Source organism: Corynebacterium incognita, from assembly GCF_014217255.1.
Classification (GTDB): Bacteria; Actinomycetota; Actinomycetes; order Mycobacteriales; family Mycobacteriaceae; genus Corynebacterium; species Corynebacterium incognitum.
In genome coordinates this window covers 946,806-971,585 of the sequence record NZ_CP059404.1, presented here as the reverse complement: position 1 = coordinate 971,585, position 24,780 = coordinate 946,806, and the positions used below count along the sequence as shown (strand labels likewise).

The window sequence follows — 24,780 nt, the reverse complement described above, 5'->3', positions numbered from 1 at the left end:
GGATTTATGCCGCTCGCTTCCCTCGTGTTGGTCGCCGCCGCCGGCCTGGTGGCGCAGCTCGTGGACGGCGGGCTGGGAATGGGCTTCGGCATTACGTCGACGACCCTGCTCATCATGTTCGCCGGGCTCGGCCCGGCGCAGGCCTCCGCGGCAGTGCATGCGGCGGAGCTGGGCACGACGGTCGTCTCGGGTGTCAGCCACTGGCGCTTTGGCAACGTGGACTGGTCGGTGGTGCTGCCGCTGTCCCTGCCGGGGGCGGTGGCCTCGTTTGTAGGCGCTACGTTCCTCTCTCACCTGCCGCTGGACCGCGCCCGACCGCTGACCGCGCTGGTATTGGCGGCGATCGGGCTGCACTTGATGTGGCGTTTTTCCCGCGGCCAGTTGGAGCGCGTGGTCAAGGACGTGCCGCATACGAAAGTCTTTCTGGGCGGCCTGGGAATTTTCGGCGGATTCGTGGACGCCACGGGCGGCGGCGGGTGGGGCCCGATCACCAGCTCCACGCTGCTGGCCGCCGGACGCATTGAGCCGCGCCGCGTGGTGGGAACGGTGACTACGGCGGAGTTCCTGGTCACGTTGGCCGCGACGGCCGGTTTTGTTATCGGCATGTGGGACGAGCTCATCCCCAACCTGCTCATGATCGCCGCGCTGCTTTCCGGCGGTGTGGTGGCCGCGCCGCTGGCGGCCTGGCTGGTCACGAAGTTTAACCCGGTGGTTCTGGGCGGCATCGTGGGCACGCTCATTGTGTTCTTGAACCTCCCGGTGGCGCTGTACGCCTCGGGCGCGGTGGCGTGGGTGCTGCGCGCCATCATCGCGGTGGCCGGAATAGCATTAGGCTACAAGGGATTTAAGAACTACCGGAAGCGACAGCCCTACTCGAAAACTGTCGCACCTAGCTAGCAAAAAGGGGAGGAACCCATGGAAAGTTTCGCAGGACGCACGCTGTTTGTCGCGGCGGTGGATGCGGAGGCAGCCCACGTGCCCGAGGGCGCGCCGTTGCTGATCACGGGCATCGGCACGGTGCCGGCGGCCATCACCGTCACTAAGACTCTGGCGCAGGCGGCCGCCCGTGACGCGCTGCCCGCGCGCGTGGTCAACATCGGCACCGCTGGCGCGCTCGTGGACGGGCTGGCGGGCGTCTTCGAGGTTGACCGGGTGACCAAACATGACTTCGACCTAGAGACGCTTTCCGACGTCTCCCGCTACTTGTTGCCGGAAACGTACGAACTCGAGGTGTCCGGCCGCCTGCCCACCGCGGCGCTGGCGACGGGCGATAAGTTTGTGGGCGAGGAGGCGCTGCGTCGCACGCTGGCCCAGCACTCCACCTTGGTGGACATGGAGGGCTACGCTATCGTCGCGGCCTGCCGCGAGTTCGGCGTGCCGGTGACTCTGCTCAAGCAGGTCAGTGACAACGCCAACGAGGAGTCCTACGGTACCTGGGCGCAGGTCCTGGAGCGCAGCGCACGCCAGCTCGCGACGTCGATTAGCGACTTAGGGCTGTCCTAATCTCGTCCTTTTCTAAGGACTCCAGCTCCATTTCATCCGCCGTGATCTCACCGGCGCGCAGCGCCACGGTCTCAGCGTGGTAGCGGATGATGACGGCCACGGTGGCGGCCACGGGCACCGCGAGGAACGCGCCCAGGATGCCCGCCATCGCAGAGCCCACGGTGACCGAGAGCAAGACGACGGCCGCGTGCAGACCCATTGCCTTGGACTGCAGCATCGGCTGCAGCACGTTGCCCTCCAACTGCTGCACCAGGATGACCAGGCCGAGCACGAGCAGCGCGTTGGTGAGGCCGTTGGAGACGAGCGCGATGATCACGGCCAGGGCGCCGGCGATGAACGCACCAATGATAGGGATGAACCCGCCGAAGAACGTGATGACCGCCAGCACGAGCGCCAGGGGGACCTTCAGGATCATGAGGCCGCCACCGATGAGGATCGCGTCCACCAACGACACGGTCGCCTGCGCCTGGATAAACCCGGACAGGGTGTTCCAGATTCGGCTGCTGACCTCAGTGAGGTGCGAGCCAATCTTGGTGCCAGTGTAGCGGCGCATCCACGGCAAGAAGCTGTCGCCGTCCTTCAGCAGGAAGAACGTCACGATGAACATGATGACCACGGCCACCACCACGCTGCCGAACGCGGAGACACCTGTCCAGACCCCAGAGGCAATGTTGGAGCTTTGCTCCTTGAGGACCTTGGTGATGTCCTCCGTGTAGGCCTCCATCTGGCTGAGCTGGAGGTTCAGTGGCGGGCCCTGCAGGTAGTCCAGGAGCTTCTGGAGCCCCTCCTCGGTTTGGTTCACCAGAACGGGGACCTGTTTGCTCACTACCGGCGCCATCGCCACGATGACGCCGCCAAAAATGGCGAAGAACCCCAGCAGCGTGGTCAGCGCCGCCAGCGCGCGCGGGAAGCCGTGCTGAAACAGCCATTTGTTCACGGGCCACAGCACGGTGGTGACCAGGATCGCCAAAATGACGGGCAGAACGCCGTCCCAGACATAGGACAGCAGCTTGCCCGCCAAGGCAAGACCCAGCACCGTGAGGATGAACCGGAGTGACCAGGCGGCGACGGACTTGCCGTCGCGTGCCCACACCGCCGATTTATCCACGGGCTGGGTCTCGGTGGGAGTTAAGTCGGGCGTAGCGTCTGTCTCATTCGCTTCAGCTTTATTGTCAGTGCTCACCCGCTCAACTATGCCACAAAATTAACGCTCGATGTGACCCGTCTCGCGGATGATACCGAAGCGATGCATCGTGACGGATACGGCCTGCTCCAGCAGGTAGGGGAGCAGTTCGCGGCGGCCGTCGGCCAGCACCGGCTGGTCCAGGATGACCGAGTTGGACTCCACGGCCGCCTCGTAGACTGTGTCCTCCACCTGGCCAATGGCGCGCACGCGTGCCGACGCCGCCTTAGACAGTTCGGCAGCGAAGTCCTCGGCGCTGGCCTCACGGACGTCGAAGCCGGCCTCGCGCAGTTCCGCGGCGATGTCCGCCGGAGCATTGAGGTCGATCTCTACGCCGGTGGTCTCTGCGGCCAGGACCTGGCGCGCGACGTCGCGAAGCTTAAAGCCCGCACCCACTCGCACGCGGAGGTCTTCCAGTAGCGGCTTGTAGCGGAAGATGTTGGCCTCGGACAGCAGACCGGTGCGGTCGTGCTCGCGGCCGAATTCTTCCTGCCATGCCAGCTGATCCAGCTCGGCGGCGCGCCACAGCCAGCGCGCGTCCTCCTCGGACAGGCCCTCGCCCAGCGTGCGGAGCAGGAACTGGATGTTCGGCGCCAAGTCGACGTCCACGGGACCGAGGTCGCCGTCTGCCCAGGTACCCATCTGTGCCACGTAGTTCGGTCCGCCTGCCTTGGCGCCCGGGCCCATGACGGACTTCTTCCAGCCGCCGAACGGCTGGCGCTGCACGATGGCGCCGGTGATGCCGCGATTGACGTAGGCGTTGCCCACCTCGACGTTGTCCATCCAGTAGGCGACCTCGTCGTCATCCAGGGAGTGGATGCCGCCGGTCAGGCCGAAGCCGGTGGAGTTCTGCCACTCGATGGCCTGCTCTAGGGTCTCGGCGTGCATGATGCCCAGGACCGGGCCAAAGCACTCGTGCAGGTGGTACCAGGAACCCGGCTGCACGTTGTCGCGGATGCCCGGCGACCACAGCTTGCCTTCCTCGTCCAGCTTCTCTGGCTGTAGGAGCCAGGTCTCGCCCGGCTCGAGCTGGGTGAGACCGCGCAGGAGCTTCTCGCTCGGCGGCTCAGCCAGGCCGTTCATCGTGGTGGTGATGTCGTAGCCCGGGCCTACCTTGAGGGTGCGCACGGCGTCGAGAAGCTGGTTGCGCAGACGTGCGGACTCGCCGGCGGCGCCGACGAAGATGACCAGGGAGGCCGCGGAGCACTTCTGGCCGGAGTGGCCGAAGGCGGACAGGTAGAGGTCGTTGATGGCCAGGTCCGGGTCGGCGGCCGGGGTGATGATGAGCGAGTTCTTGCCGGAGGTCTCCGCCATGATGTTCATCTTCGGCTTCCAGCCGCGGAAGAGCTGTCCGGTCTCGGACGCGCCGGTGAGGATGACGGCGTCAACGTCATCGTGGGAGATGAGCGCCTTGCCTGCTTCGCCCTCGTCGGTGAGCACGAGCTGGACCAGGTCGCGGTCCAGGCCGTGGGCGTCGAGCGCCTCGTGGATAGCCTCGACGGCCACCTTGGCGCAGTGCACGACTTGCGGCGCCGGCTTGATGATGACGGCGGAACCTGCGGCCAGGGAGGACACGATGCCGCCGACCGGGATGGCTACCGGGAAGTTCCACGGCGGGGTAATAACGGTGACCTGGTTCGGGGTGAACTGAGAACGCGCGCTGTCGAGCAGTCGTGCGGACTGGCCGTAGAACACGCAGAAGTCGATGGCCTCAGAGACCTCGGGGTCGGACTGGGTGACGGTCTTGTTGGCCTCGTACGCCATGACGTTCATGAGCTTGCCGCGGTTGTCGGCGAGCTTGTCGGCGATGGTGTGCAGGACTTCCTCGCGCTCGGCGCCGGACTTGGCGGACCAGTCGGCGGCCAGGGAACGCGCCTTGGCGACGGCCGCGTCCACGGTTGCGGTGTCCGTGACCTCGGCGATGCCGTGCTCGCCCGGATCGTGGGCCACGATCTCGTTGGCCCAGGCGGAGTTAGCCAGCAGCGACGGATCGGTGTCTGGCTCGTTGAAGAAGCGGCCCAGGCGCGGGGCCTGGCGGCCGGAGCCGACCTCGGCGTTGCGGTCTTGGGTGCGCTTGGCGCCCGAGAAGGTGTCCCAGCGGTTCTCCACGGCCTCGCGGAAACGGCGCTCCTGATCCTGGATCGGGGTCAGCTGGTCCTCGCCCGGCTCGTCCGGGGCGAACAGTGCGTAGAGGAAGTTCTGGGAGGCAGAGTTCTCCTCCAGGCGGCGTACCAGGTAGGACACGGCAACGTCGAAGTCATCCATGTGCACCACCGGGGTGTAGAGGATCTGGCGGCCGAAGACGTCGTGGACTGCCTGCTGCTGCGCCGGGGACATGCCCTGCAGCATCTCGGAATCGAGCTGGCGGGTCACGCCGCGCTCAGCGGCAAGCTCGTAGGCCAGTGCCGCGGTGTAGAGGTTGTGGGAGGCGATGCCCAGGTGCACGCAGTCGGCGTACTCCTCACGGATGATGTAGTCCAGCAGGCGGAAGTAGTTGGCATCCACGTCCGGCTTGGTCTCGTACGGTGCCACGGCCCAGCCGTGGGACTCGCCCTGAACGTGCTCCATGGACAGATTCGCGCCCTTCACCAGGCGGACCTTGATCTTGGCGCCGCCATTCGCCACGCGGTTCTTGGCGTATTCGGCCAGGTGCACGAGGGCGTCGAAGGTGTCCGGCAGGTAGGCCTGCAGCACGATGCCGGCCTCGAGGTCCTTGAACTCCGGCTCATCCAGCAGCTCGGTGAACAGGCGGATGGTCAGGTGGAGGTCGTGGTATTCCTCCATGTCCAGGTTGATGAACACCTGTGGGTTGCGGCGTACGGCCTCCTGGTAGAGGGGGCGCAGGCGGTCCTTAAGGCGGACCAGGGAGCCCTCGAAGTCCCAGTGGTTGAGCTGGGCGCACAGGGAGGAGGCCTTCACGGACACGTAGGTCACGCGCGGGTTGCGGATGAGGCCCAGGGTGCGTTCGGTGCGGGAGCGGGCTTCGTCCTCGCCCAGCACGGCCTCACCCAGCAGGTTGAGGTTGAGCTGCTCGCCCTTTTCTGCGGCCTTGTCCAGCAGCTTGTTCAGCGCGTCGGACTCGGCGTCCAACACGAGGTGGCCCACCATCTGCTTCATGCGCATGCGAGCCAGCGGCATGACGAGGTTCGGCAGGATGGGGCCGAAGAAAGCGCCCAAGCCCACGAGGGTGGCGTTGATGGGGCCCAAGAACTTCGGGTTTTCGGTGATCTGGGACATGGCGTGGGCGGCGACTTTGTCGTCCTCAGGACGCATGACGCGGTCCACGAAGTCCATGGTGAAAGATACGCCGTGTGGGTCGCGCAGCATGTTAGCAAGCTGTTCGGTCGACTTATCGGTCTTACCTTCGGAGGTGGCCAGCCACTGGCGCGCGCGAGTGATGGCCTTGTCTACTACAGCCTCGACGTCGTTGGAGTCTGCGAGGCGCTCAAATGCGGTGGTCATTCTTTTGGATTCCTTATGTGCAACCAAGAGGGATGAAATTGAGGGGGGGATGAAGGTGTGCCGAGTCAGACTGGCGGACGGTCACCGCGGAACCGTCGTTTCCCGAAGTTGGCGTTCAATGACCACCACTTTCTGTTTTGACTGTGATTTTCCTTGCAATGGACACGCTAATGTTAGCCCGAGCAATATCGACTACACAATACGAGCAGGGGATCAATTTTTGGTGAGTTCCCTCAGTGCTTTGACCTGCAGTTTTGAAGCAATTTGAAAAAGTTGAGCAGATTGGGAACAACTTTGGGAGTTGGCCCGTTGTGTAGGTTGAGTGACCGGCACTCAGGTTTGATGCAGTCGGCGAACTTCCTTGCTATAGTCGGCGCGGTAAGTTGAGTCCGGTGCAGTCAACCAGGGTGAGAACCCAGGTGCTGGCACAGCGAACCAACGTAGAAAAAGACCAACAACCTCAAAGGAGCACAATTCATGGGACGCGCAGTAGGCATTGACCTCGGTACCACTAACTCGGTCGTTTCCGTTCTGGAGGGCGGCGAGGCCACAGTTATCACTAACTCTGAGGGTGCCCGCACCACCCCGTCCGTCGTCGCCTTCTCCAAGGATGGCGAGGTCCTCGTGGGTCAGTCCGCGAAGAACCAGGCGGTCACCAACGTTGACCGCACCGTCCGTTCCGTCAAGCGCCACATCGGCACCGACTGGACCATCGACATCGACGGCAAGAAGTACACCCCGCAGGAGATCTCCGCACGCACGCTGATGAAGCTCAAGCGCGACGCTGAGTCCTACCTGGGCGAGGGCGTCACCGACGCCGTCATTACCGTCCCGGCGTACTTCGAGGATGCACAGCGCCAGGCCACCAAGGAGGCTGGCCAGATCGCGGGCCTCAACGTCCTGCGTATCGTCAACGAGCCGACCGCGGCCGCGCTGGCCTACGGCCTGGAGAAGGGCGAGCAGGAGCAGACCATCCTCGTCTTCGACTTGGGTGGCGGCACCTTCGACGTCTCCTTGCTGGAGATCGGCGACGGCGTCGTCGAGGTCATGGCCACCGCCGGCGACAACGAGCTGGGTGGCGACGATTGGGATCAGCGCATCGTGGACTGGCTGGTGGAGAAGTTCAAGGCCGCCAACGGCATCGACCTGACCAAGGACAAGATGGCGATGCCGCGCCTGCAGGAGGCAGCGGAGAAGGCCAAGATTGAGCTCTCCTCTTCCCAGCAGACCAGCATCAACCTGCCTTACATCACCGTCAGCGAGGATAAGACCCCGCTCTTCCTGGACGAGACCCTGACCCGCTCCGAGTTCCAGCGCATCACCCAGGACCTCCTGGACCGCACCAAGGCGCCGTTCAACCAGGTGATCAAGGACGCCGAGCTGTCCGTCTCCGATGTGGACCACGTCGTCCTCGTCGGTGGTTCCACCCGTATGCCGGCTGTGTCCGAGCTGGTCAAGGAGCTCACCGGCAAGGAGCCGAACAAGGGCGTCAACCCGGATGAGGTCGTGGCCGTGGGCGCTGCCCTCCAGGCAGGCGTTCTGCGTGGCGACGTCAAGGACGTCCTGCTTCTCGACGTCACCCCGCTCTCCCTGGGTATCGAGACCAAGGGTGGCGTGATGGACAAGATCATCGAGCGCAACACCACCATCCCGACCAAGAAGACCCGCACCTACACCACGGCTGAGGACAACCAGCCTTCCGTGCAGATTCAGGTCTTCCAGGGTGAGCGCGAGATGGCGCAGGCCAACAAGCTGCTCGGCTCCTTCGAGCTCGGCGGCATTGCTCCGGCGCCGCGCGGCGTGCCGCAGATCGAGGTCACCTTCGACATCGACGCCAACGGCATCGTCTCCGTGTCCGCTAAGGACAAGGGCACCGGCAAGGAAAACACCATCAAGATCCAGGACGGCTCCGGCCTCTCTGACGAAGAGATCGAGCGCATGGTCAAGGACGCCGAGGCTCACGCCGAGGAGGACAAGAAGCGCCGTGAGGAGCAGGAGACCCGCAACAACGCGGAGAACACTGCTTACCAGACCCGCAAGTTCCTGGAGGACAACTCCGACAAGGTTTCCGAGGACGTCAAGACCAAGGTCACCGAGGCGGCCGACGCCGTCGACGAGGCTCTGAAGGGCGATGACCTGGAGGCCATCAAGTCGGCCGTCGAGAAGCTCTCCACCGAGTCCCAGGAAATGGGCAAGGAGATCTACGAGGCGCAGGCCGCTGAGGGTGAGGCCGGCGCTGCTGCTGGCGCGTCCGAGGACCCGAACGTCGTCGACGCAGAGGTCGTCGAGGACGAGGACGGCGACAAGAAGGATGGTGACAAGTAAATGACTGAGCGCGACGATATGCCGGACAACCCCGGGGACCCGGAGAACACGGATCCCGAGGCGACCTCGGCGGAGTCCGCGGAGCAGGCGGCCGAGGAGGCCGCTGCCGCGCAGGAATCCTCCGACGAGCCGGAACTGGATCCGACTCTGGAGGCCGACGTCGACGCCGCTTTGGCGGAGCCGGACCCAGAGGCCGACGCCAAGGTCGATGAGGCTGAGGCTGCTGAGGTAGTCGAAGAAGGCCCCACCGTCGAGGAGCAGCTCGCCGAGCGCACCGAGGACCTGCAGCGCCTTAACGCCGAGTACATCAACTACCGACGCCGCGTGGAGCGCGAGCGCCAGGCAGTGGTGGACGGTGCCAAGGCCAAGGTGCTCACGGAGATGCTGCCCATCCTCGATGACCTGGAGCTGGCCCGCCAGCATGGCGACTTGGACGAGGGGCCGCTGAAAGCCATCTCGGACAAGCTGCAGTCAGTCCTGGACAACCAGGGGTTGCAGCCCTTCGGTGCCGAAGGCGACGCCTTCGACCCCGAGGTTCACGAGGCCGTGCAAGACCTGTCGACCGGCGGAGCCCAGGCCGTAGGAACCGTTCTCCGTCGCGGCTTCAAGGTCGGTGACCGCGTGGTGCGTAACGCCCTGGTCATCATCGCGGATGCATCTACAGACGAAGAAAGCGGCGAAGCAAGCGAATAAATCGCACGCCCACCGCTGCTGCAACACCAACAACCGGAAAGGAGGAGATGCCCAGTGAGTGCACAACCCGAATGGGCAGATAAAGATTATTACGCGGATCTGGGGGTCTCCTCATCCGCGACCCCGGAGGAGATCAAGCGCGCCTACCGCCAGATAGCGCGGGAGAACCACCCGGACAAGAACCCAGACAACCCGGCCGCAGCGGACAAGTTCAAGGCCGCCGCGGAGGCGTACGAGGTGCTCAGCGACAACGCGGAGCGCAAGGAATACGACCAGTTCAAGGCGATGCTAGGCTCCGGCGGCGTCTTCGGACGGAACGGAGGCGCCGGGTTTCCCGGCGGGTTTCGCTCGACGGCGACGCCGGGCGGAGCGGACTTCTCCGACTTCTTCCGATCCGCTGGAGGACAAGCTGCGGACAGCGGTCTGGGCGATATCTTCGGTGGCATTTTCAACCGCGGCGGCGGTGCTGGCCGCACAGCTCGGCCGTCGCGGGGGGCCGACGTCGAAACCGAAGTAACCCTCGATTTCCGCGAGGCTGCCAAGGGCACGACCCTGCCCCTGCAGCTCAGTGGCGAGGCGCCGTGCACCACGTGCCACGGTTCGGGTTCGAAGTCAGCGAACTTGCCGCCGTGCGCCACGTGCGGCGGTACCGGGTTTACCTCGGAAAACCGCGGGGCCTTCGCTTTCTCTGCGCCGTGTACGGACTGCGGCGGCACCGTGAACAAGGTCGTAGATCCCTGCCCGGATTGCTCTGGCTCCGGTACGGTGCACCGCTCCCGCTCGATTCGCGTGCGCATCCCCGCAGGCGTCATTGACGGTCAGAAGGTGCGCCTGGCTGGCCAGGGTGAAGCCGGACCCAACGGCACCCCGGCGGGTGACCTGTTCGTGCTGGTACACGTCAAGGACGATGAGCTCTTCACTCGCGACGGTGATGATCTGCACATCGAGGTCCCTGTCAGCTTCTCTGAACTAACGTTGGGTGACACCATCACGGTGCCCACCCTGGATGCTCCGGTGCGGCTCAAGGTGCCGGCCGGCACCCCGGACGGTCGTACCCTGCGGGTGCGCGGCCGCGGCGTGCCCACCCGGGGCGGCAAGTCCGGCGACCTATTGGTCACGGTGCAGGTGGTGGTGCCGGAGAAGCTGGATCCGGCGGCCATGAGCGCCCTGCGTACGTACGCTCAGGCGGAAAAAGACTCAGGATTTAATCCCCGCGCGGGCTGGGCGGGCAACTAAGCTCGTCCCCGAAGGGGGAGCGTAGCTGTCGGTGAAGGAGGTGGAAGACATGGTTGAGCACTCAGGGCATAGGGACCGCGAGTCCGACACCACCGAGGTGTACGTCATCTCCGTGGCGGCGGAACTCGCCGGCATGCACGCCCAAACGTTGCGCACCTATGATCGCCTCGGGCTGGTTACCCCAGCCCGCACCTCAGGCGGTGGGCGTCGTTACTCTCCGCGGGACATTTCCATGCTGCGTAAGATCCAGGCGCTTTCGCAGGATGAGGGCGTCAACCTTGCTGGCATTAAGGCCATCATCGAGCTGACCGAGGAGCGCGACCGCCTTGAGGCGGAACGCGACGCCTTGGCGGCGGAAGTGGCGGAGCTGCGCAAGGCAGGCCCGCCCCGCCGTGGCGAGTTGGTGCCGGTAGAGCCGACCACCTCGGTGGTCATCTGGAACCCCCGGCGCCGGCGGCGGCGCCACAGCTAAAGCGGTGTTCCAGCCCGCATTCCCTGGGAATCGACCAAGGGAGGCGGGCTTCTTTCTTTTCTTCACAACACTTTTGCAAAAGTGTTGTGAAAAACCCTAGCGGCCTGAGGGGTGGCGCGGTAACTTGTAGGATAGCGAAAGGTGTCAGCCGTCACACCAGGTGCATTATTGTGCTGGCTGTCTCTTTCTGGGGAGATTCCCGCCTGATTACCGCACGTCCCGAAAGGAAAGCCATGACTATCTACGCACACCCCGGCACCGAAGGCGCCGTCGTCGAATTCCGCGAGCGCTACGACAACTACATCGGCGGACAATGGGTGCCGCCTGTTGACGGCGAGTACATGGACAACCTCAGCCCCGTCACCGGCAAGGTGTTCTGCCAGGTCGCCCGCGGCAAGGCCGCGGACATTGAAAAGGCTCTCGACGCCGCGCACGCCGCCGCCCCCGCCTGGGGCGAGACCTCGCCCACTGAGCGTGCCAACACCCTGCTGCGCATCGCCGACCGCATGGAGCAGAATCTCGAAAAGATCGCCGTGGCCGAGACCTGGGACAACGGCAAGGCCGTCCGCGAGACCCTTGCCGCGGATATCCCGCTTGCCGTGGACCACTTCCGCTACTTCGCCAGCGCCATCCGGGCCCAAGAGGGGGCCCTATCCCAACTGGATAAGGACACCGTGGCCTACCACTTCCACGAGCCGCTCGGTGTGGTCGGCCAGATCATCCCCTGGAACTTCCCGCTGCTCATGGCTGCCTGGAAGATTGCCCCTGCCCTGGCCACCGGTAACGCCATCGTCCTGAAGCCCGCCGAGCAGACCCCGGCCTCCATCATGCTGCTCATGGAGATTATCGGCGACCTCATCCCGGACGGCGTGCTCAACATCGTCAACGGTATCGGCGAGGAAGCGGGCGTCGCGCTGTCCAACTCTGAGCGCATCAACAAGATTGCCTTCACCGGGTCCACCCCCGTGGGCAAGATCATCAACAAGTCCGCCGCAGACAAAATTATCCCCGTCACCCTCGAGCTTGGCGGCAAATCGCCGTCGCTGTTCTTCCCGGACGTCATGGACGCCGACGACGCCTACTTCCAGAAGGCCCTCGAAGGTTTCACCTTGTTCGCCCTCAACCAGGGAGAGGTGTGTACCTGCCCGTCCCGCGCGCTCATCCATGAGTCCATCGCGGACGACTTCCTCGCCCAGGCCATCGAGCGCGTGAAGAAGATCAAGATCGGCGACCCGCTGGACACTGAAACCATGATGGGCGCGCAGGCCTCCCAGGAGCAGATGGACAAAATTACCGAGTACCTGTCCATCGGTCCCAACGAAGGCGCGGAAACCCTGACGGGCGGCCATGTGAATACGCTCGATGGACTCGAGGGCGGTTACTACATCGAGCCCACCGTGTTCAAGGGCACCAATGACATGCGCATCTTCCGCGACGAAATCTTCGGCCCTGTCCTTTCCGTGGCGACCTTCTCGGACTTCGACGAGGCCATCCAGATCGCCAATGACACCAACTTCGGGCTCGGCGCCGGCGTATGGTCCCGCGATGCGAACACCTGCTACCGTGCCGGCCGCGCCATCCACGCCGGCCGTGTGTGGGTGAACCAGTACCACAACTACCCGGCTCACGCCGCGTTCGGTGGCTACAAGGAGTCCGGCATCGGCCGCGAGAACCACCTCATGATGCTCGCCCACTACCAGCAGACCAAGAACCTGCTCGTCTCCTACGACCAGAACCCCACCGGCCTGTTCTAACGCGCAGGGTGCAACTGCTCAAAGCCGGCGAGGAACTCCGGATTACGCCAATAGTCGGTGTGGTTGGAGAAGTACTCCGTCGGCCACGGCTGCGCCCCAAAGCCCGGCGAGGTGGGGTCCACCCCGTGCACCCCACCGCCTGGGCCGGTGGCAAAGCGGATGACATCCGCCGGGCCGGAGGTGGCAAACACGCGCGGGTTCTCGCTGCGCAGTTGGTAATCGGCCGCGGACGTCACCCCTGGCCCCGCGCCGGGGCTGCCTACCAGCACCAGGTCGTCGGTGTGCAACCCGCCAGCGGCCGCGTGACCGGCGACCACGGAGCCGTAGGAGAACCCCACCACCGTCTTGTGCGCGTGCGGGTTGCGGCGCGCCAGCTCCGCCTGGAAGCGCGCAAGCGCCTGGCCCCCGTGGCGCGCCGGGCCGGCGTGCGTGGCATGGGGGAGAGACTCCGGGGCGTTGTATCCCAGCCACAGCACCGCCGCGCCGCCGGTGGCCTGCGCGAGCGATCGTGCATTGCTCACCTGCGTAGGCCACGATTCCACGCGCGACGAGCCCACCCCGGCCGCGTAGGTGGCAACCTCGTCCGCGCTTTCGATGTCGCCGATCGCAGCCACCAGGTGCCCGTCGCCGGTCTCCAATAAGACGAGGTCCGGGTTCTCGGCGGCCAGGCGCTGCACCTCCGGCGGTGCCTGCGCCAGCATCACCTCGTGAACCGCTGCGGCCGGCAGTGTTTCCAGCTCGTCGAGGCGCCGCGGTGGCTCCGCCAGCTCCGGTGTGCACAGGGCATCGATGCCCTGCGCGCACGCCCAGTCCAGGCCGTCGCCCAGCGCGCGCAACTGGTGCACCACGGCCTCCGCCGGGTTGTCGTCCCACCCGGCCAGCGCAGCGGCGTAGGCCGCATCCTCCGCGCGCTCGAGGAGCATCTCGACGCCCCGTTGCACCTCCGAGTTAGCGCGCAACAGCCCGGCCACCGCCAGCATTTCCGCGCCCACCGGGTCCAACCCGCCCGTTGTACGGTGCAACATCGCCGTGGCCGCGGTCGCCGCCGCGCCGCCGAGCCCCGTCGGCGCCAGGCCGTCCCACCGCCTGCCGTAACTTGCGGCAACGCGGCGCAGCCCGGTGTCCTCGTCCACCAGGGCGTCAGCCGCCCGCTCCAACAGTGCCGAGTTGGTCACCTGTGTCATGGCATCCTCCGCGTCAATCCCTGCGCCGCGTCGTCGTCGGTGCGGTTGATCGTTCGCAGGAGCGTGGCGACGTCGTCAAGCTCAGTGTCCAGCGAGCGCTCGACGTCGGCGGTGGCGTCCGCCCACCGCCGCAGCGCCCGCTTTAAGGCAGCGGCGGTGTGTGGGGGAGCGGCTAAGGATTGTTGAGAGAGTGCGTGCTTGCCGCGGCGCCGAGCGGCAGTGACGGCGGTTGCAGTGTGCGAGGTCATCGTTAATAGGTTCATGGTCTCATCATCGCGGGGCGCGCCGCTGGGCACCAGGGGTGCGAGGCGAGCCTGTGGATAACTTCGCCCGCGCGGGTGAGATCGCCGTTACACTCAAGGGGTATGAAGGTAGCAGCAGTGCAAATGACCACCGGCGCCGACGTGTCCGAGAACCTCGCCGCCGCCAGCGCCCAGATCCGTGCCGCAGCAGCCGGGGGAGCGCGCCTCATCGTGCTGCCGGAGGCCACGTCACAGGCCTTTTCCGCCGGTCGCTTGGACACCCAGGCACGCGAGCTGGACGGCCCCTTCGCGGCCGGTATTCAGGCCCTCGCCCAGCAGCTGGGAGTGGTGGTTGTGGCGGGCACGTTCCGTCCCGCGGACGTTGTGGATAAAAACGGCAAAAAAATTAACCGGGTCTACAACACCGCCCTCATCACCGGCGGCGGGCAGCACCTGGGCTACGACAAGATCCACACCTACGACGCTTTTGATTACCGCGAGTCCGACACCGTGCGCCCCGGCACGGACCTGGTGACGTTTTCAGTCCGCGACGGCGACGAAGAACTGACCGTGGGCGTAGCCACGTGCTACGACATCCGCTTCCCCGAGCAGTTCAAGGAGCTCGCGCGGCGCGGCGCGCAGGTCATCGTGGTGCCCACCAGCTGGGCGGATGGCCCCGGCAAAGTAGAGCAGTGGCGCATCCTCACCGCCGCCCGCGCGCTGGACTCGGGCTGCTACATCGTCGCGGCCGGCCAGGCCCGCCCCGGCGGCAACGCGAAGGCTGGGGAGCCCTCCGGGCCCACCGGCGCGGGGCACTCGTGCGTGGTCGCGCCCAATGGACGTCGAGAAGCGGAGGCCGGCTACGAACCGGAGATCCTGTACTGGGATCTCGGCCTCGAGATCGTGGAGAAAACTCGCCGCAGCCTGCCCGTGGTCGCGGGCAGCGTGGAGTTCTAGGGTTTAGGGCTCACCCACCACGGTGCGGGAGAACAAGTGGATGCGGTTGAACACGTTCATATTGATGCAGCCCATGAGGAACACCGCGAGCACGTCGGCGCCCAGGGTCTCGCGAAGGCGCTCGTAGTCCTCGTCAGGCAGATTGCCGTCGGCCACCAGCGTGACAGCCTCGGCGATTTCCAGTCCCGCGCGCTCGACATCCGAATACACACCCTCCGCCAACCTGCGTGCAGCGGCTAGAGTGTCGGCCATTGCTCCGGGACAGCCCAGGGATAGGCCTGGATATCCGCGGCTGGGAAGCCGACCTCCCGGAGCTGATCCGCCCCGGCTGTCACGTCCTCCGGAGCGCCCACCAGGACCATGTCGAACTCGAACCACGGGCCGTCGTCCACCACGGTAGCGATGGGGTCATCGCTGACCAAGGGGCGCGCGGTGGCAGACAGCGGCTGGGCCCGGAGCCACCGGTCGTCGTCGGCGCGGCGGACGATGTGCTGCAGGTTGAGCCAAGGCGCGAGCGTATCCAGGTTCGTTTGGAACTCGGTGTCGTAGAGCAGGCCCGGCGAGTCCGCCACCACGTACACGCACGTCGCGGCCGGAGGCTCCTGGTGTCCCTGCGCCGTGGTGGAATTGACCAGATCCAGCAGCCAGGCCTTCGCCGCGGCCCAACCCGTACCGAAGGCGATGATGACGCGGTCGGTGTCCGCGGCGTCGGGAAGGAGGCCGGGGCGCGGGTTGCCCAGGATCCAGCGGTCGCCAACCCGGGTGGTGGACAACAGGTGCGAGTTGTCCCCGCAATTGTGAATATGGAATTCCAGCTGGCCGAAATCGTCGCTGGGCACCGCTGGAGTCAACAGAACCCACTTGCCTGGTAATAGATCGCAGGTCACCGGCAGGGCATCGCCCGCGGCATAGTCTACGGGCATGCCGGTCTCGAGCTTGACCACCGTGGTGAAGCGGTTGGGGTGCTCTACGGCCACAACCTCACCGGAATGCGCCGGGGGAACGCCCTGCTGATCCGCCTCCGTGGCAGCCTGGGCCATGGTGTCGCACACGGCCTTAATCGTCTTGACAGCGGCGGCGTGGACACGAGGAGTGAGATCAAAAATCTCCAGCCCGGCCTCGAGGCTCGCCGCGAACATCGGGTACACGTGCGCCGGAAAGCCGTGGCGCCGGTGGCTGCGGCCGAGCTCCGCCAGGCGGCGTCGAGTAGCGGACTGCAGTGTGCCCGACATCGGGGTGCGTTCGAAAACCCAGGCCAGCGCAGGGGCTAAATCCACGTGCGTGGCATCCATCCGGAAGGGGAAGGACTGCCGAGCCTCCCAGACCTGGGAGTAGAGGTGCTCGTGGGTGATATCCCGCAACCGCGGCCCCTCGGCGCGCAGCAAAGCGGCCAACTCGGGAAGGTTCCGTGGGCTGTTGTTCATAGGCGTCGATCTTACCCAACTGGAGAGGGTGCGCGTTATCCCAGTTCACTGCGCCTGTTGTGGGCAATGCCATAGTGTGCGAGAAGTGATGGGGGTATTAGCTTAGGAGTTGTATGTGATACCTCACCCAGTACCCGCTACAGTATGTGAGGTTTCATTTTCGTCATCATCCTAAGGAGTGGGTCCTTCCGCCGGGACGGTTTCCGGCGACCAAACCGTGGTTGATCCAATTACAAGCAAAGGAATATTGAAGGCATGGAAGAATTTAGCGCCAATACCTTGATGTTGGACGTGGGTTTTATCTCGTTACTGCTGGTCATAGGTAGTATCCTTCGTAACCACGTCCGGATCGTGTTCCAGCAACTCCTGCTGCCTGCCCCCGTCACCGCAGGCCTCCTCGGTCTGCTCCTCGGCCCGGAAGTCCTCGGCATCGTCAACTTCTCTGACAACCTGGGCAGCTACACCACTATCCTCATCGCCATGGTCTTTGCTTCCATGGCGTACTCCATGCAGATGACCGGTAGCGTCAAATCTGGCGCGCGCCGCATGTGGGCCTATTCCACGGTGATGTTCCTAGGTCAGTGGGGCCTGTTCATCCTCATCGGCCTGTACTTCCTCCAGCCGGTCTTTGACACCCCGAACTGGTTCGGCATGATGCTGCCGGTGGGCTTCACTGGCGGCTTCGGCACCGCCGCCGCTGTGGGCGGCGCGCTGGAAGACGCCGGCGCTGAGGCAGCACAGTCTCTGGGCTTCACCTCCGCCACGGTGGGTACCGTGGCCGCCATCGTGGGCGGCATCATCGCGGGTAACTGGGGCATCCGTCGCGGCAAGGTCAGCCACGTCCCAAGCGAGCTCCCGGAGGAGCTGCGCCGCGGCTACATCAAGAACCTTGGCGACCGCCCATCGCTGGGCAAGGCCACTACCAACCCGTCCTCCATCGAACCGCTGGCGCTGCACCTGGGTTTCATCGTCTTGACGGTGGCCACCGCGTACCTCATTAATGAGGCGATCTCCAACCAGTTCCCGGACGTCTCCGTCCCGCTCTTCGCAATGTCCCTCATCGTTGGCCTGGTATTCCGCGCCGTCATGAACGCCGTCGGCGCCGAGGACTTCCTAGACAAGGACACCATGTCCGCCGTCTCGGGCGCCTCCACGGATTACCTCATCGCCTTCGGTATTGCCGCCATCACGCCGTCCGCCATCGCGTCCTACTGGGTGCCACTGCTCATCCTGTTCGTGTTGGGCACCATCTACTGCACGTTCTTCCTCATGTACTTCCCGGCCGTGTTCTTCGGCGAGCGCTGGATCGAGCGCGGCATCTTCGGCTGGGGCTGGGCTACGGCCACCGTGGCCACCGGCATCGCCATCCTTAAGATCGTGGACCCGAAGCTGGAGTCCGGAACGCTGTCCGAGTACGGCGTGGCCTACGTTGGTTTCGGCCCGTTCGAGGTGGGCATGACTGTCCTTGCCCCGATTGCGGTGCTGGCAGGCTTCATGGTCGGCCTGGGCTGGGCCGCGACGCTCCTGGCTATTGTCATCTTCTTTATGGCCAAGTTTGGCGGCTGGCTTCCGGCCCGCGGCACGATCTTCAAGCGAGGCATCGGCCACGTCTAATCTCCTAAGGCATGGACTATTCCAGCCTCACCGCTTTGACTCGTGAGACCTGCGCGCAGCTCCCCGCTGCCCAGGTCTCGCAGCCGTTTTCGCCCGAGTACCACGTGTGGAAGGTGCGCGGCAAGATGTTCGCCATGCTTGTCGACGCCCCCGCGCACCGCGAGCTCGTCTTAAAAGTCGCCCCCGAGGACGCGGCGCTGCTGCGCAAGAAGTTTGTAGGCATCACGGAGGGCTATCACATGAACAAGCGGCACTGGTCCAGCGTGCTCCCCGACACGGACGTGGAGCCGCAGCTCGTGCGCGGCTTGCTCGTGGATGCTTACTGCGCCGTGGTCGCGGGCCTCCCGCGCGCCCGGCGACCGGTGGACCCGGCCACCTTCGGGCTCTAGGAGCCATTATTAGCGCAGTTCGCTACTAATGATCCGTTTTGTCTACACGAAAACGGTAAGCAAATCTCGGCATTACTAGCGAAAAGGAACATTAGGCATTTCCGGTGGCGTCACCCACAGCCTCGTCCGACTCAGGAACCAGCGTCGGCGCGGGTTGCAGGCGGGACTGCTCGGCGGCAATGACGTCATCGATGAGTTGCTGCTCGGACACGTCCACCGCCTCCGGCGCCTCGGCGGCCACGGACTCGCGGGCGTAGTGGTCAAACAGCTCCCGCTTGGCCTCCAAGCGCTTGACCAGCTGCTCGTCCACCGCATCCGGGGTGAACAGCCGGTGCACCTCCACCGTCCGGATCTGCCCCATCCGGTACGCCCGCGCGATGGCCTGCGCCTCCTTCGCCGGGTTGAGCTGCGGCTCCATGAACACCACGCGGTTGGCCGCCTGAATGTTCAGACCTTCGCCCGCCGCGATGACCTGGCAGACCAGCACGGCGCCGCCAGCTGCCGTGCTGAAGTTGTCCACCAGCTTCTGCCGCTCCTCGGGGCTCACCCCGCCGGCCACCGGGCCGAATACCTCCAGCCCTTGCTGCGCGGCCTGGGCCATGACTGCCTCTAGCACGCTGCGGAAGAAGGTGAACACGATGGTCTTGCCGCCGTCCGCCGCGGCATCGTCAAGAATCTCCGCCAGGCGCTCCAGCTTTGCCGATCCCGGCTGCGCGTAGGCGCACCGCATGTCCATGAAGTGTCCGCGCTGCACCGCGTCGCGGTAGCGATCGTGTTCGCCCGCCGCGGGCTCGACCCACTCCTGCGTCTCCACCAGCGCGGGCAACTCCGCCAGCACTTGCGATTGGTTGCGCCGCAGGTACACCGGCGCGATGCGCTTCTTAAATTCCGAGACCCGCTGTGTATCCGTAGCAATCTCCGGCGCGAGATATTTAATCAGCGTCTGGAATTCCGCCACTTTGTTCTCCAGCGGGGTGCCGGTCAAGTAGATGACGTTTCCAGCGATCTCCGTCATGACTTTCACGGCGCGGGATTGTTGGGAGACCTCGTTCTTCACGCGGTGTGCCTCGTCCACCACCAGGATCTCCACGTATTCCTCCGGGGAGGTAAACAGGGGGTTCTTGCGTACCTCGGGGTAGCCCACGATCGCCACGCCGCCACGTTCGACCCAGGCCGCGTATTCTGCATCTTTGGCCGCGCCGTGGATGACAAAGACCTCGAAGTCGGTGAATTTTTCCACTTCGCGCCGCCAGTTCAGCCGCAGGCTCGGCGGGCACACCACTAAGGCGTGGCAGAGGCTTTCCGACGCCGCCTGTTCCTCAGCAACGTGCACCATCGCGGCGAGTGCCTGCATGGTTTTGCCCAGGCCCATCTCATCGCCGATGAGCACCTTCTTTTGTGCGATAGCGAACTTCGCGCCGAAGGCCTGGTAGCCACGCAAGCTCGCCTTGACCTGCCCACGCAACCGCAGTTGGGCAATGCGCTCCACGACGTCCTCGGGGAGGTCGCCGGTGTGGGACTCGCGGTCGTCGGCAAGCGCGTGGAAATCCGCGGCGCGCACCGCGTACATGCTCCACGCTTCGTCGGCGCTAATGGTTTTGACCTCCGGCAGGAACGGCAGATCCTCCACGCGCAGGAACTCAAAAGCCCCCTCGCTGGCCAGCGCGACCGGGACATGCGCGGCCACGGGCGGCAGCGCCGCCGCGGGCACCTCGGGCAGGGCGCCCAGTTCGTCGCGGTAGGCCAGCAGCGTCGCCAGCGCCACCACGTACGGGGTGCAGCGCGTCTTGTCGGTGTAGTCGATGCGTGGCGTTTGCTCGTCCACCAGGTCGTTCCAGTAGGCACGCGCGGCCGCGATGGCTTGGGTGGCGGTCTTCTCGCCCACGCCGTCGCGTCGCATGAGCTGCGCCGGGGTGGCGGTGGCGATGTCCGGCAGGCTCATGCCTTCGAGGGCGCCCAGGCGTATCCGCGCGGAGGTGATCGTCTCCAGCACTGACACGGAGGTTGTGGCGTACTGCCCGGCGGCCTGGCGCTCGCAGAGCGTGAGCCTCTCCGCTGCGATGCGGCCGCGGAGAGTTTCTTCCGTCGCCCGCGCGCGTTGCACCAGGTCCACGGCGCGGCGGTGCCCTTCCAGGGCGGCGCCTGTGGTCCATGTGACGGCGCGCCCGGTGCGGCGTTGCAGGTCCGTGGAGATCTCCGCGGTGGGTAATGGGGTTCCGGTGAGCGTGTCGACGATCCCGTCACACAGCAGCATGACTCCCTCCGGATTCAGGCCCCGGGCCCAGTCCACCACCTGTTCGCCCTCGACCGGACGGGAGCGAAACAGCTTGCCCAGCCCCGAATACTTGGGCACTTTGCGGGCCTGGGCCCACATCTGTTCTAGCTGGACGGGGGAGGGGAACGACACGAGTGCGAGGTCGCTGCGCATCGCGTCGGTGACCACCGGCTGCAGCGAGTGGACGTAGGCGGCCGTGTCCGTGCCGGGGGTGAACGCATAGGCCGTGGTGTCGTCGGTACTGAACAGCACCGGCGGGGTGCCGCCCGCCTCGACGCGCTGTAGCAGTTCTACCGTCGCGGCGTAGCGCGCCGCCGCCGCGTTAATCCGCGTGATGAGCTGCTCAAGCTCAAAGGGGGTGATAGTCACGCCTCTACTGTAGAGCAGGGCCCGCACCCGCGAACCCAAGTTGAGCGTGCTCGACTCAAAAATTTTTCGAGAATTTTTGCCTTGAGTGGAACACACTCAACTTCTCGTGCGTTATGAAGAGTGAAGCGCCTACAATGCGAGGCAGCGACAATTTATAACTCCTACCTCTGTAGTACGAAAGGCATAACGACAACATGAGTTCCTTCAACCCCACCACCAAGACGCAGGAAGCTCTGCAGCAGGCGCTGCAGATGGCGTCGTCGAATGGCAATCCGGATATCCGCCCGGCGCACTTGCTCGTAGCCATCTTGTCCCAGGAGGACGGCATCGCTGCCCCGGTGCTCAAGGCCACCGGCGTGGCGCCGGAGACCGTGCTCAAGGAGGCCCGCGAACTCGTGGACTCCTACCCCAAGGCCGAGGGGCAGAATATGGCCAATCCCAACTTCAACCGCGACGGCCTGAACGTTCTTACTAACGCCCAGGAGCTCGCGGGCAAGCTGGGCGATGATTACGTGTCCACCGAGGTGCTGCTCGCCGCGATTGCCGGTTCCAAGACCGATGCCGCGGAGCTGTTGACCGGACGCGGCGCCTCCGCTGACGTTATCGAGGGCGCTTTCCCGTCCGTGCGCGGCGCTGCAAAGGTCACCTCGGAGAACCCGGAGGAGCAGTTCCAGGCATTAGAAAAGTACGCCACCGATCTCACTGCCCGAGCCCGCGAGGGCAAGATTGACCCGGTTATCGGCCGCGATCAGGAGATTCGCCGCGTCGTCCAGGTGCTCTCGCGCCGGACCAAGAACAACCCGGTGCTCATCGGTGAGCCCGGCGTGGGTAAGACCGCCATCGTGGAGGGCTTGGCCCGCCGCATCGTTGCCGGCGACGTTCCGGAGTCGCTCAAGGGTAAGACTTTGCTGAGCCTGGACCTGGGTTCCCTGGTCGCGGGTGCGAAGTACCGCGGCGAGTTCGAGGAGCGCCTCAAGTCCGTGCTGGATGAGATCAAGGCCTCCGACGGGCAGATCATCACCTTTATCGACGAGCTGCACACCATCGTCGGCGCCGGTGCCTCCGGTGAGGGCTCCATGGACGCGGGCAACATGATTAAGCCCATGCTCGCCCGCGGTGAACTGCGCCTGGTCGGTGCCACCACGCTGGACGAGTACCGCAAGTACATCGAGAAGGACGCTGCCCTGGAGCGCCGCTTCCAGCAGGTCTACGCCGCCGAGCCGTCTGTGGAAGACACCATCGGCATCCTGCGTGGCCTGAAGGAGCGCTACGAGGTGCACCACGGCGTGCGCATCCAAGACTCCGCGCTGGTGTCCGCGGCGGAGCTGTCGCACCGCTACATCACCAACCGCTTCCTCCCAGACAAGGCCATCGACCTGGTGGACGAGGCCGGTTCGCGCCTGCGCATGGAGATTGACTCCTCGCCGCAGGAGATCGACGAGCTGGAGCGCGCCGTGCGCCGCATGGAGATCGAGGAACTGGCCCTGAAGAAGGAGTCGGACGCGGCGTCCCACGATCGCCTGAGCCGCCTTCAGCAGGAGCTGGCGGATGAACGCGAGAAGCTCGGCGAGCTCAAGGCGCGCTGGATGAACGAGAAGAAAGTCATCGACGACGTCCAGAACGCCAAGGAGGAGCTGGAGAACCTGCGCCGCGACGCCGAGATTGCTGAGCGTGACGGCGACTACGAGAAGGCCTCCGAGCTGCGCTATGGTCGCATCCCGGAGCTGGAGAAGCAGGTGGAAGAGGCCGAGGCCAGGGCCAACGAGCAGCAGGGAGCGATGCTGAGCGAGGAGGTCACCCCGGACACCATCGCCGAGGTCGTCTCCGCGTGGACTGGTATCCCGGCCGGCAAGATGCTGCAGGGCGAGACTGAGAAGCTGCTCAACATGGAGTCCATCCTGGGCCAGCGCGTCATCGGTCAAAAAGACGCGGTCACGGCCGTCTCGGACGCGGTGCGCCGCTCGCGAGCGGGCATCGCGGATCCGAACCGCCCGACCGGCTCCTTCCTGTTCCTCGGCCCGACCGGCGTGGGCAAGACGGAGCTGGCCAAGGCCACCGCGGAGTTCCTGTTTGACGATGAGACGGCCATGGTGCGCATTGACATGTCCGAGTACGGCGAGAAGCATTCCGTTTCCCGCCTGGTCGGTGCCCCTCCGGGCTACGTGGGCCACGAGGCCGGCGGCCAGCTCACGGAGGCGGTCCGCCGCCGCCCGTACACCCTGGTGCTCTTCGACGAGGTGGAGAAGGCCCACCCGGACGTCTTCGACGTCCTGCTCCAGGTGTTGGACGAGGGCAGGCTGACCGACGGCCAAGGCCGCACGGTGGACTTCCGCAATACGGTCATCATCTTGACCTCCAACCTGGGCGCTGGCGGCACCCGCGAGGAAATGATGGCGGCGGTGAAGTCCGCGTTCAAGCCGGAGTTCATTAACCGCTTGGACGACGTGGTCATCTTTGACCCGCTGTCCCAGGAGCTGCTGGAGGGCATCGTCGACGTCCAGTTGGAGAGCCTCCGCGAGCGCCTCGCAGCCAAGCGTCTCACACTGGACGTGGATGCGGACGCCAAGGCCTGGCTAGCCGAGCGCGGTTACGACCCGGCCTACGGCGCCCGCCCGCTGCGCCGACTGATCCAGCAGGCCATCGGTGACAAGCTGGCTAAGAAGGTACTTGCCGGCGACGTCCGCGAGGGCCAGAACGTCTCCGTGCACGTGGATGAGTCCGGCGAGGAGCTGGAGATCCTCTCGGCTTAGTCTCGCTCCCGATATTTCCCCGCGTCGATGACCAGCGCGGGGAAATGTTGTTGTCTCACGCGTCACAGCGTACCGGGCACGGCGTCGCGGTCCCGCCTATTATCGGGAGGCATGAGCATCCTCATCTCTCCTCAGCAACTTCACGATGACATTCATACTGGTCAACCGTTCACTCTGCTGGCATCGCACTGGGAACCACACGAAGGTGCGGGCGAGGGACAGTTCCGTTCGCTCCATATCCCGACCGCGCGCTTCTGCGACGCCGCCGCGGCGCTCGCTGGCATCCCGGGTTCGACCGTGGGACGTAACCCCCTCCCGGATCCGGAACAGCTCCAGAAGTGGTTCGAGCTGTGGGGCCTGAAGAAGGGCCGCGACATCGTGGTCTACGACGAAGGCCGTGGCCTGCTCGCTGCCCGCGCGTGGTGGATTCTGAAGTGGGCGGGCGTGGACAACGTCCGCATCGTGGACGGCGGCCTGGCGCGCTACCGCGCGGAGGGCTTTCCGACGCTCGTGGGCCCCGGCAACATCGCCGTGGGGTGCGACGTGGAGGTCAACGCTGGCAGTGCCCGGGTGGCCACCATCGAGGACGTCAAGGCGCACGATGGCTTGCTCGTGGACACCCGCGAACCCAACCGCTTTGCCGGGCTGCGCGAGATCTTGGACCTCAAGGCCGGCCACATCCCGGGCGCCATCAACGTCCCCGAGCGTGAGCTGCTCAACCCGGATCGCACGTTCAAGACCCCGGAGGAGATCCGCGACATCTTCGCACACGCCGGTGTCACCACTGGTGAGGGCGTTATTGTCTATTCCGGTTCGGGTAACCACTCCGCGCAAGCACTCGCCGCGATGGAGATGGTGGGTCTCACCGGCGCCGCGCACTTTGTGGGTGGTTGGTCCCAGTGGTCGGCGAACCCGGACAATCCGGTAGAGCGGGCGTAAGTAGCGTCT

At 65.2% G+C, this 24,780-nt stretch carries 19 protein-coding genes; 12 read left to right on the top strand and 7 right to left on the bottom strand.

The features are described from left to right. Positions 1 to 6: 6 nt before the first annotated feature. Together H0194_RS04440 and H0194_RS04435 are read left to right on the top strand one after the other, a co-directional pair. The gene (locus tag H0194_RS04440) at positions 7 to 897 is read left to right on the top strand and encodes a sulfite exporter TauE/SafE family protein (RefSeq protein WP_185176607.1); all 891 of its coding nucleotides are present in this window, start codon (positions 7 to 9) and stop codon (positions 895 to 897) included. A gap of 18 nt (positions 898 to 915) precedes the next feature. Then, positions 916 to 1,503, top strand: a complete 588-nt coding sequence (locus H0194_RS04435; RefSeq protein ID WP_185176606.1) for a nucleosidase — start codon at positions 916 to 918, stop codon at positions 1,501 to 1,503. On the opposite strand, the gene H0194_RS04430 is transcribed toward H0194_RS04435, so the two are convergent. After that, positions 1,481 to 2,686: an AI-2E family transporter gene (locus tag H0194_RS04430; RefSeq protein ID WP_246389069.1), complete on the bottom strand. Its 1,206-nt coding sequence runs from the start codon at positions 2,684 to 2,686 to the stop codon at positions 1,481 to 1,483. The two genes, H0194_RS04435 and H0194_RS04430, sit on opposite strands and share 23 nt — an antisense overlap. Positions 2,687 to 2,707: 21 nt before the next feature. Then, complete coding sequence (locus H0194_RS04425; protein WP_185176605.1) at positions 2,708 to 6,148, bottom strand: bifunctional proline dehydrogenase/L-glutamate gamma-semialdehyde dehydrogenase; 3,441 nt, start codon at positions 6,146 to 6,148, stop codon at positions 2,708 to 2,710. 477 nt (positions 6,149 to 6,625) lie between these two features. On the opposite strand from H0194_RS04425, the gene dnaK reads away from it, so the two are divergent. The 5 genes from dnaK to exaC all read left to right on the top strand — a co-directional run bounded on the left by dnaK (position 6,626) and on the right by exaC (position 12,628). Further along, the gene (gene dnaK / locus H0194_RS04420) at positions 6,626 to 8,473 is read left to right on the top strand and encodes a molecular chaperone DnaK (RefSeq protein WP_185176604.1); all 1,848 of its coding nucleotides are present in this window, start codon (positions 6,626 to 6,628) and stop codon (positions 8,471 to 8,473) included. Next, positions 8,474 to 9,166 (top strand): nucleotide exchange factor GrpE, encoded by a 693-nt coding sequence (grpE, locus tag H0194_RS04415; protein ID WP_185176603.1) that lies wholly within the window; start codon positions 8,474 to 8,476, stop codon positions 9,164 to 9,166. 54 nt (positions 9,167 to 9,220) lie between these two features. Beyond that, positions 9,221 to 10,402, top strand: a complete 1,182-nt coding sequence (dnaJ, locus tag H0194_RS04410) for a molecular chaperone DnaJ (RefSeq protein WP_185176602.1) — start codon at positions 9,221 to 9,223, stop codon at positions 10,400 to 10,402. 49 nt (positions 10,403 to 10,451) lie between these two features. Beyond that, positions 10,452 to 10,874, top strand: coding sequence for a heat shock protein transcriptional repressor HspR (locus H0194_RS04405; protein WP_185176601.1), 423 nt, complete (start codon positions 10,452 to 10,454; stop codon positions 10,872 to 10,874). A 233-nt stretch (positions 10,875 to 11,107) separates the two neighbouring features. After that, positions 11,108 to 12,628 (top strand): acetaldehyde dehydrogenase ExaC, encoded by a 1,521-nt coding sequence (gene exaC, locus H0194_RS04400; RefSeq protein ID WP_185176600.1) that lies wholly within the window; start codon positions 11,108 to 11,110, stop codon positions 12,626 to 12,628. On the opposite strand, the gene H0194_RS04395 is transcribed toward exaC, so the two are convergent. Together H0194_RS04395 and H0194_RS04390 are read right to left on the bottom strand one after the other, a co-directional pair. Then, on the bottom strand, positions 12,625 to 13,812 hold the full coding sequence (locus H0194_RS04395; protein WP_185176599.1) for an alpha/beta hydrolase: 1,188 nt from the start codon (positions 13,810 to 13,812) through the stop codon (positions 12,625 to 12,627). The two genes, exaC and H0194_RS04395, sit on opposite strands and share 4 nt — an antisense overlap. Next, positions 13,809 to 14,075: a hypothetical protein gene (locus tag H0194_RS04390; RefSeq protein ID WP_185176598.1), complete on the bottom strand. Its 267-nt coding sequence runs from the start codon at positions 14,073 to 14,075 to the stop codon at positions 13,809 to 13,811. The genes H0194_RS04395 and H0194_RS04390 overlap by 4 nt, the downstream gene beginning before the upstream one ends. A 102-nt stretch (positions 14,076 to 14,177) precedes the next feature. Here H0194_RS04390 and H0194_RS04385 point away from each other — a divergent pair, with 102 nt between their 5' ends. Continuing rightward, complete coding sequence (locus H0194_RS04385; RefSeq protein WP_185176597.1) at positions 14,178 to 15,011, top strand: nitrilase-related carbon-nitrogen hydrolase; 834 nt, start codon at positions 14,178 to 14,180, stop codon at positions 15,009 to 15,011. Between the two features lie 3 nt (positions 15,012 to 15,014). Here H0194_RS04385 and H0194_RS04380 read toward each other — a convergent pair whose 3' ends face one another. Both H0194_RS04380 and H0194_RS04375 read right to left on the bottom strand, forming a co-directional pair. Continuing rightward, positions 15,015 to 15,263, bottom strand: coding sequence for a carboxymuconolactone decarboxylase family protein (locus tag H0194_RS04380; protein ID WP_185176596.1), 249 nt, complete (start codon positions 15,261 to 15,263; stop codon positions 15,015 to 15,017). Beyond that, the gene (locus tag H0194_RS04375; RefSeq protein WP_185176595.1) at positions 15,248 to 16,435 is read right to left on the bottom strand and encodes a 2-polyprenylphenol hydroxylase; all 1,188 of its coding nucleotides are present in this window, start codon (positions 16,433 to 16,435) and stop codon (positions 15,248 to 15,250) included. Before H0194_RS04375 ends, H0194_RS04380 begins: the two co-directional genes overlap by 16 nt. 255 nt (positions 16,436 to 16,690) lie before the next feature. Between H0194_RS04375 and H0194_RS04370 the strand changes: the two genes are divergently transcribed. Beyond that, positions 16,691 to 18,049: a sodium/glutamate symporter gene (locus tag H0194_RS04370; RefSeq protein WP_185176594.1), complete on the top strand. Its 1,359-nt coding sequence runs from the start codon at positions 16,691 to 16,693 to the stop codon at positions 18,047 to 18,049. Positions 18,050 to 18,060: 11 nt separating this feature from the next. Beyond that, a complete protein-coding gene (locus H0194_RS04365) occupies positions 18,061 to 18,438 on the top strand; it encodes an MmcQ/YjbR family DNA-binding protein (RefSeq protein ID WP_185176593.1) in 378 nt (125 codons plus the stop codon). A gap of 91 nt (positions 18,439 to 18,529) precedes the next feature. Here the strand turns inward: H0194_RS04365 and H0194_RS04360 are convergent, their stop codons facing one another. Then, positions 18,530 to 21,082, bottom strand: coding sequence for a DEAD/DEAH box helicase (locus tag H0194_RS04360; RefSeq protein WP_246389068.1), 2,553 nt, complete (start codon positions 21,080 to 21,082; stop codon positions 18,530 to 18,532). A gap of 194 nt (positions 21,083 to 21,276) precedes the next feature. Between H0194_RS04360 and clpB the strand changes: the two genes are divergently transcribed. Together clpB and H0194_RS04350 are read left to right on the top strand one after the other, a co-directional pair. Continuing rightward, positions 21,277 to 23,832: an ATP-dependent chaperone ClpB gene (gene clpB, locus H0194_RS04355; protein WP_185176592.1), complete on the top strand. Its 2,556-nt coding sequence runs from the start codon at positions 21,277 to 21,279 to the stop codon at positions 23,830 to 23,832. 111 nt (positions 23,833 to 23,943) lie between these two features. Beyond that, positions 23,944 to 24,771, top strand: coding sequence for a sulfurtransferase (locus H0194_RS04350; RefSeq protein WP_185176591.1), 828 nt, complete (start codon positions 23,944 to 23,946; stop codon positions 24,769 to 24,771). The last annotated feature ends 9 nt before the right edge of the window (positions 24,772 to 24,780 follow it).

What these genes read in the sequence shown, in the direction of transcription:
- H0194_RS04385 (WP_185176597.1), top strand. Translation starts at nt 14,178, where the DNA reads ATGAAGGTAGCAGCAGTGCAAATGACCACCGGCGCCGACGTGTCCGAG.
- H0194_RS04390 (WP_185176598.1), bottom strand. Translation starts at nt 14,075, where the DNA reads ATGAACCTATTAACGATGACCTCGCACACTGCAACCGCCGTCACTGCC.
- clpB (WP_185176592.1), top strand. Translation starts at nt 21,277, where the DNA reads ATGAGTTCCTTCAACCCCACCACCAAGACGCAGGAAGCTCTGCAGCAG.
- H0194_RS04380 (WP_185176596.1), bottom strand. Translation starts at nt 15,263, where the DNA reads ATGGCCGACACTCTAGCCGCTGCACGCAGGTTGGCGGAGGGTGTGTAT.
- H0194_RS04435 (WP_185176606.1), top strand. Translation starts at nt 916, where the DNA reads ATGGAAAGTTTCGCAGGACGCACGCTGTTTGTCGCGGCGGTGGATGCG.
- dnaK (WP_185176604.1), top strand. Translation starts at nt 6,626, where the DNA reads ATGGGACGCGCAGTAGGCATTGACCTCGGTACCACTAACTCGGTCGTT.
- H0194_RS04405 (WP_185176601.1), top strand. Translation starts at nt 10,452, where the DNA reads ATGGTTGAGCACTCAGGGCATAGGGACCGCGAGTCCGACACCACCGAG.
- H0194_RS04440 (WP_185176607.1), top strand. Translation starts at nt 7, where the DNA reads ATGCCGCTCGCTTCCCTCGTGTTGGTCGCCGCCGCCGGCCTGGTGGCG.
- H0194_RS04370 (WP_185176594.1), top strand. Translation starts at nt 16,691, where the DNA reads ATGGAAGAATTTAGCGCCAATACCTTGATGTTGGACGTGGGTTTTATC.
- H0194_RS04365 (WP_185176593.1), top strand. Translation starts at nt 18,061, where the DNA reads ATGGACTATTCCAGCCTCACCGCTTTGACTCGTGAGACCTGCGCGCAG.
- exaC (WP_185176600.1), top strand. Translation starts at nt 11,108, where the DNA reads ATGACTATCTACGCACACCCCGGCACCGAAGGCGCCGTCGTCGAATTC.
- H0194_RS04375 (WP_185176595.1), bottom strand. Translation starts at nt 16,435, where the DNA reads ATGAACAACAGCCCACGGAACCTTCCCGAGTTGGCCGCTTTGCTGCGC.
- H0194_RS04350 (WP_185176591.1), top strand. Translation starts at nt 23,944, where the DNA reads ATGAGCATCCTCATCTCTCCTCAGCAACTTCACGATGACATTCATACT.
- H0194_RS04425 (WP_185176605.1), bottom strand. Translation starts at nt 6,148, where the DNA reads ATGACCACCGCATTTGAGCGCCTCGCAGACTCCAACGACGTCGAGGCT.
- grpE (WP_185176603.1), top strand. Translation starts at nt 8,474, where the DNA reads ATGACTGAGCGCGACGATATGCCGGACAACCCCGGGGACCCGGAGAAC.
- H0194_RS04395 (WP_185176599.1), bottom strand. Translation starts at nt 13,812, where the DNA reads ATGACACAGGTGACCAACTCGGCACTGTTGGAGCGGGCGGCTGACGCC.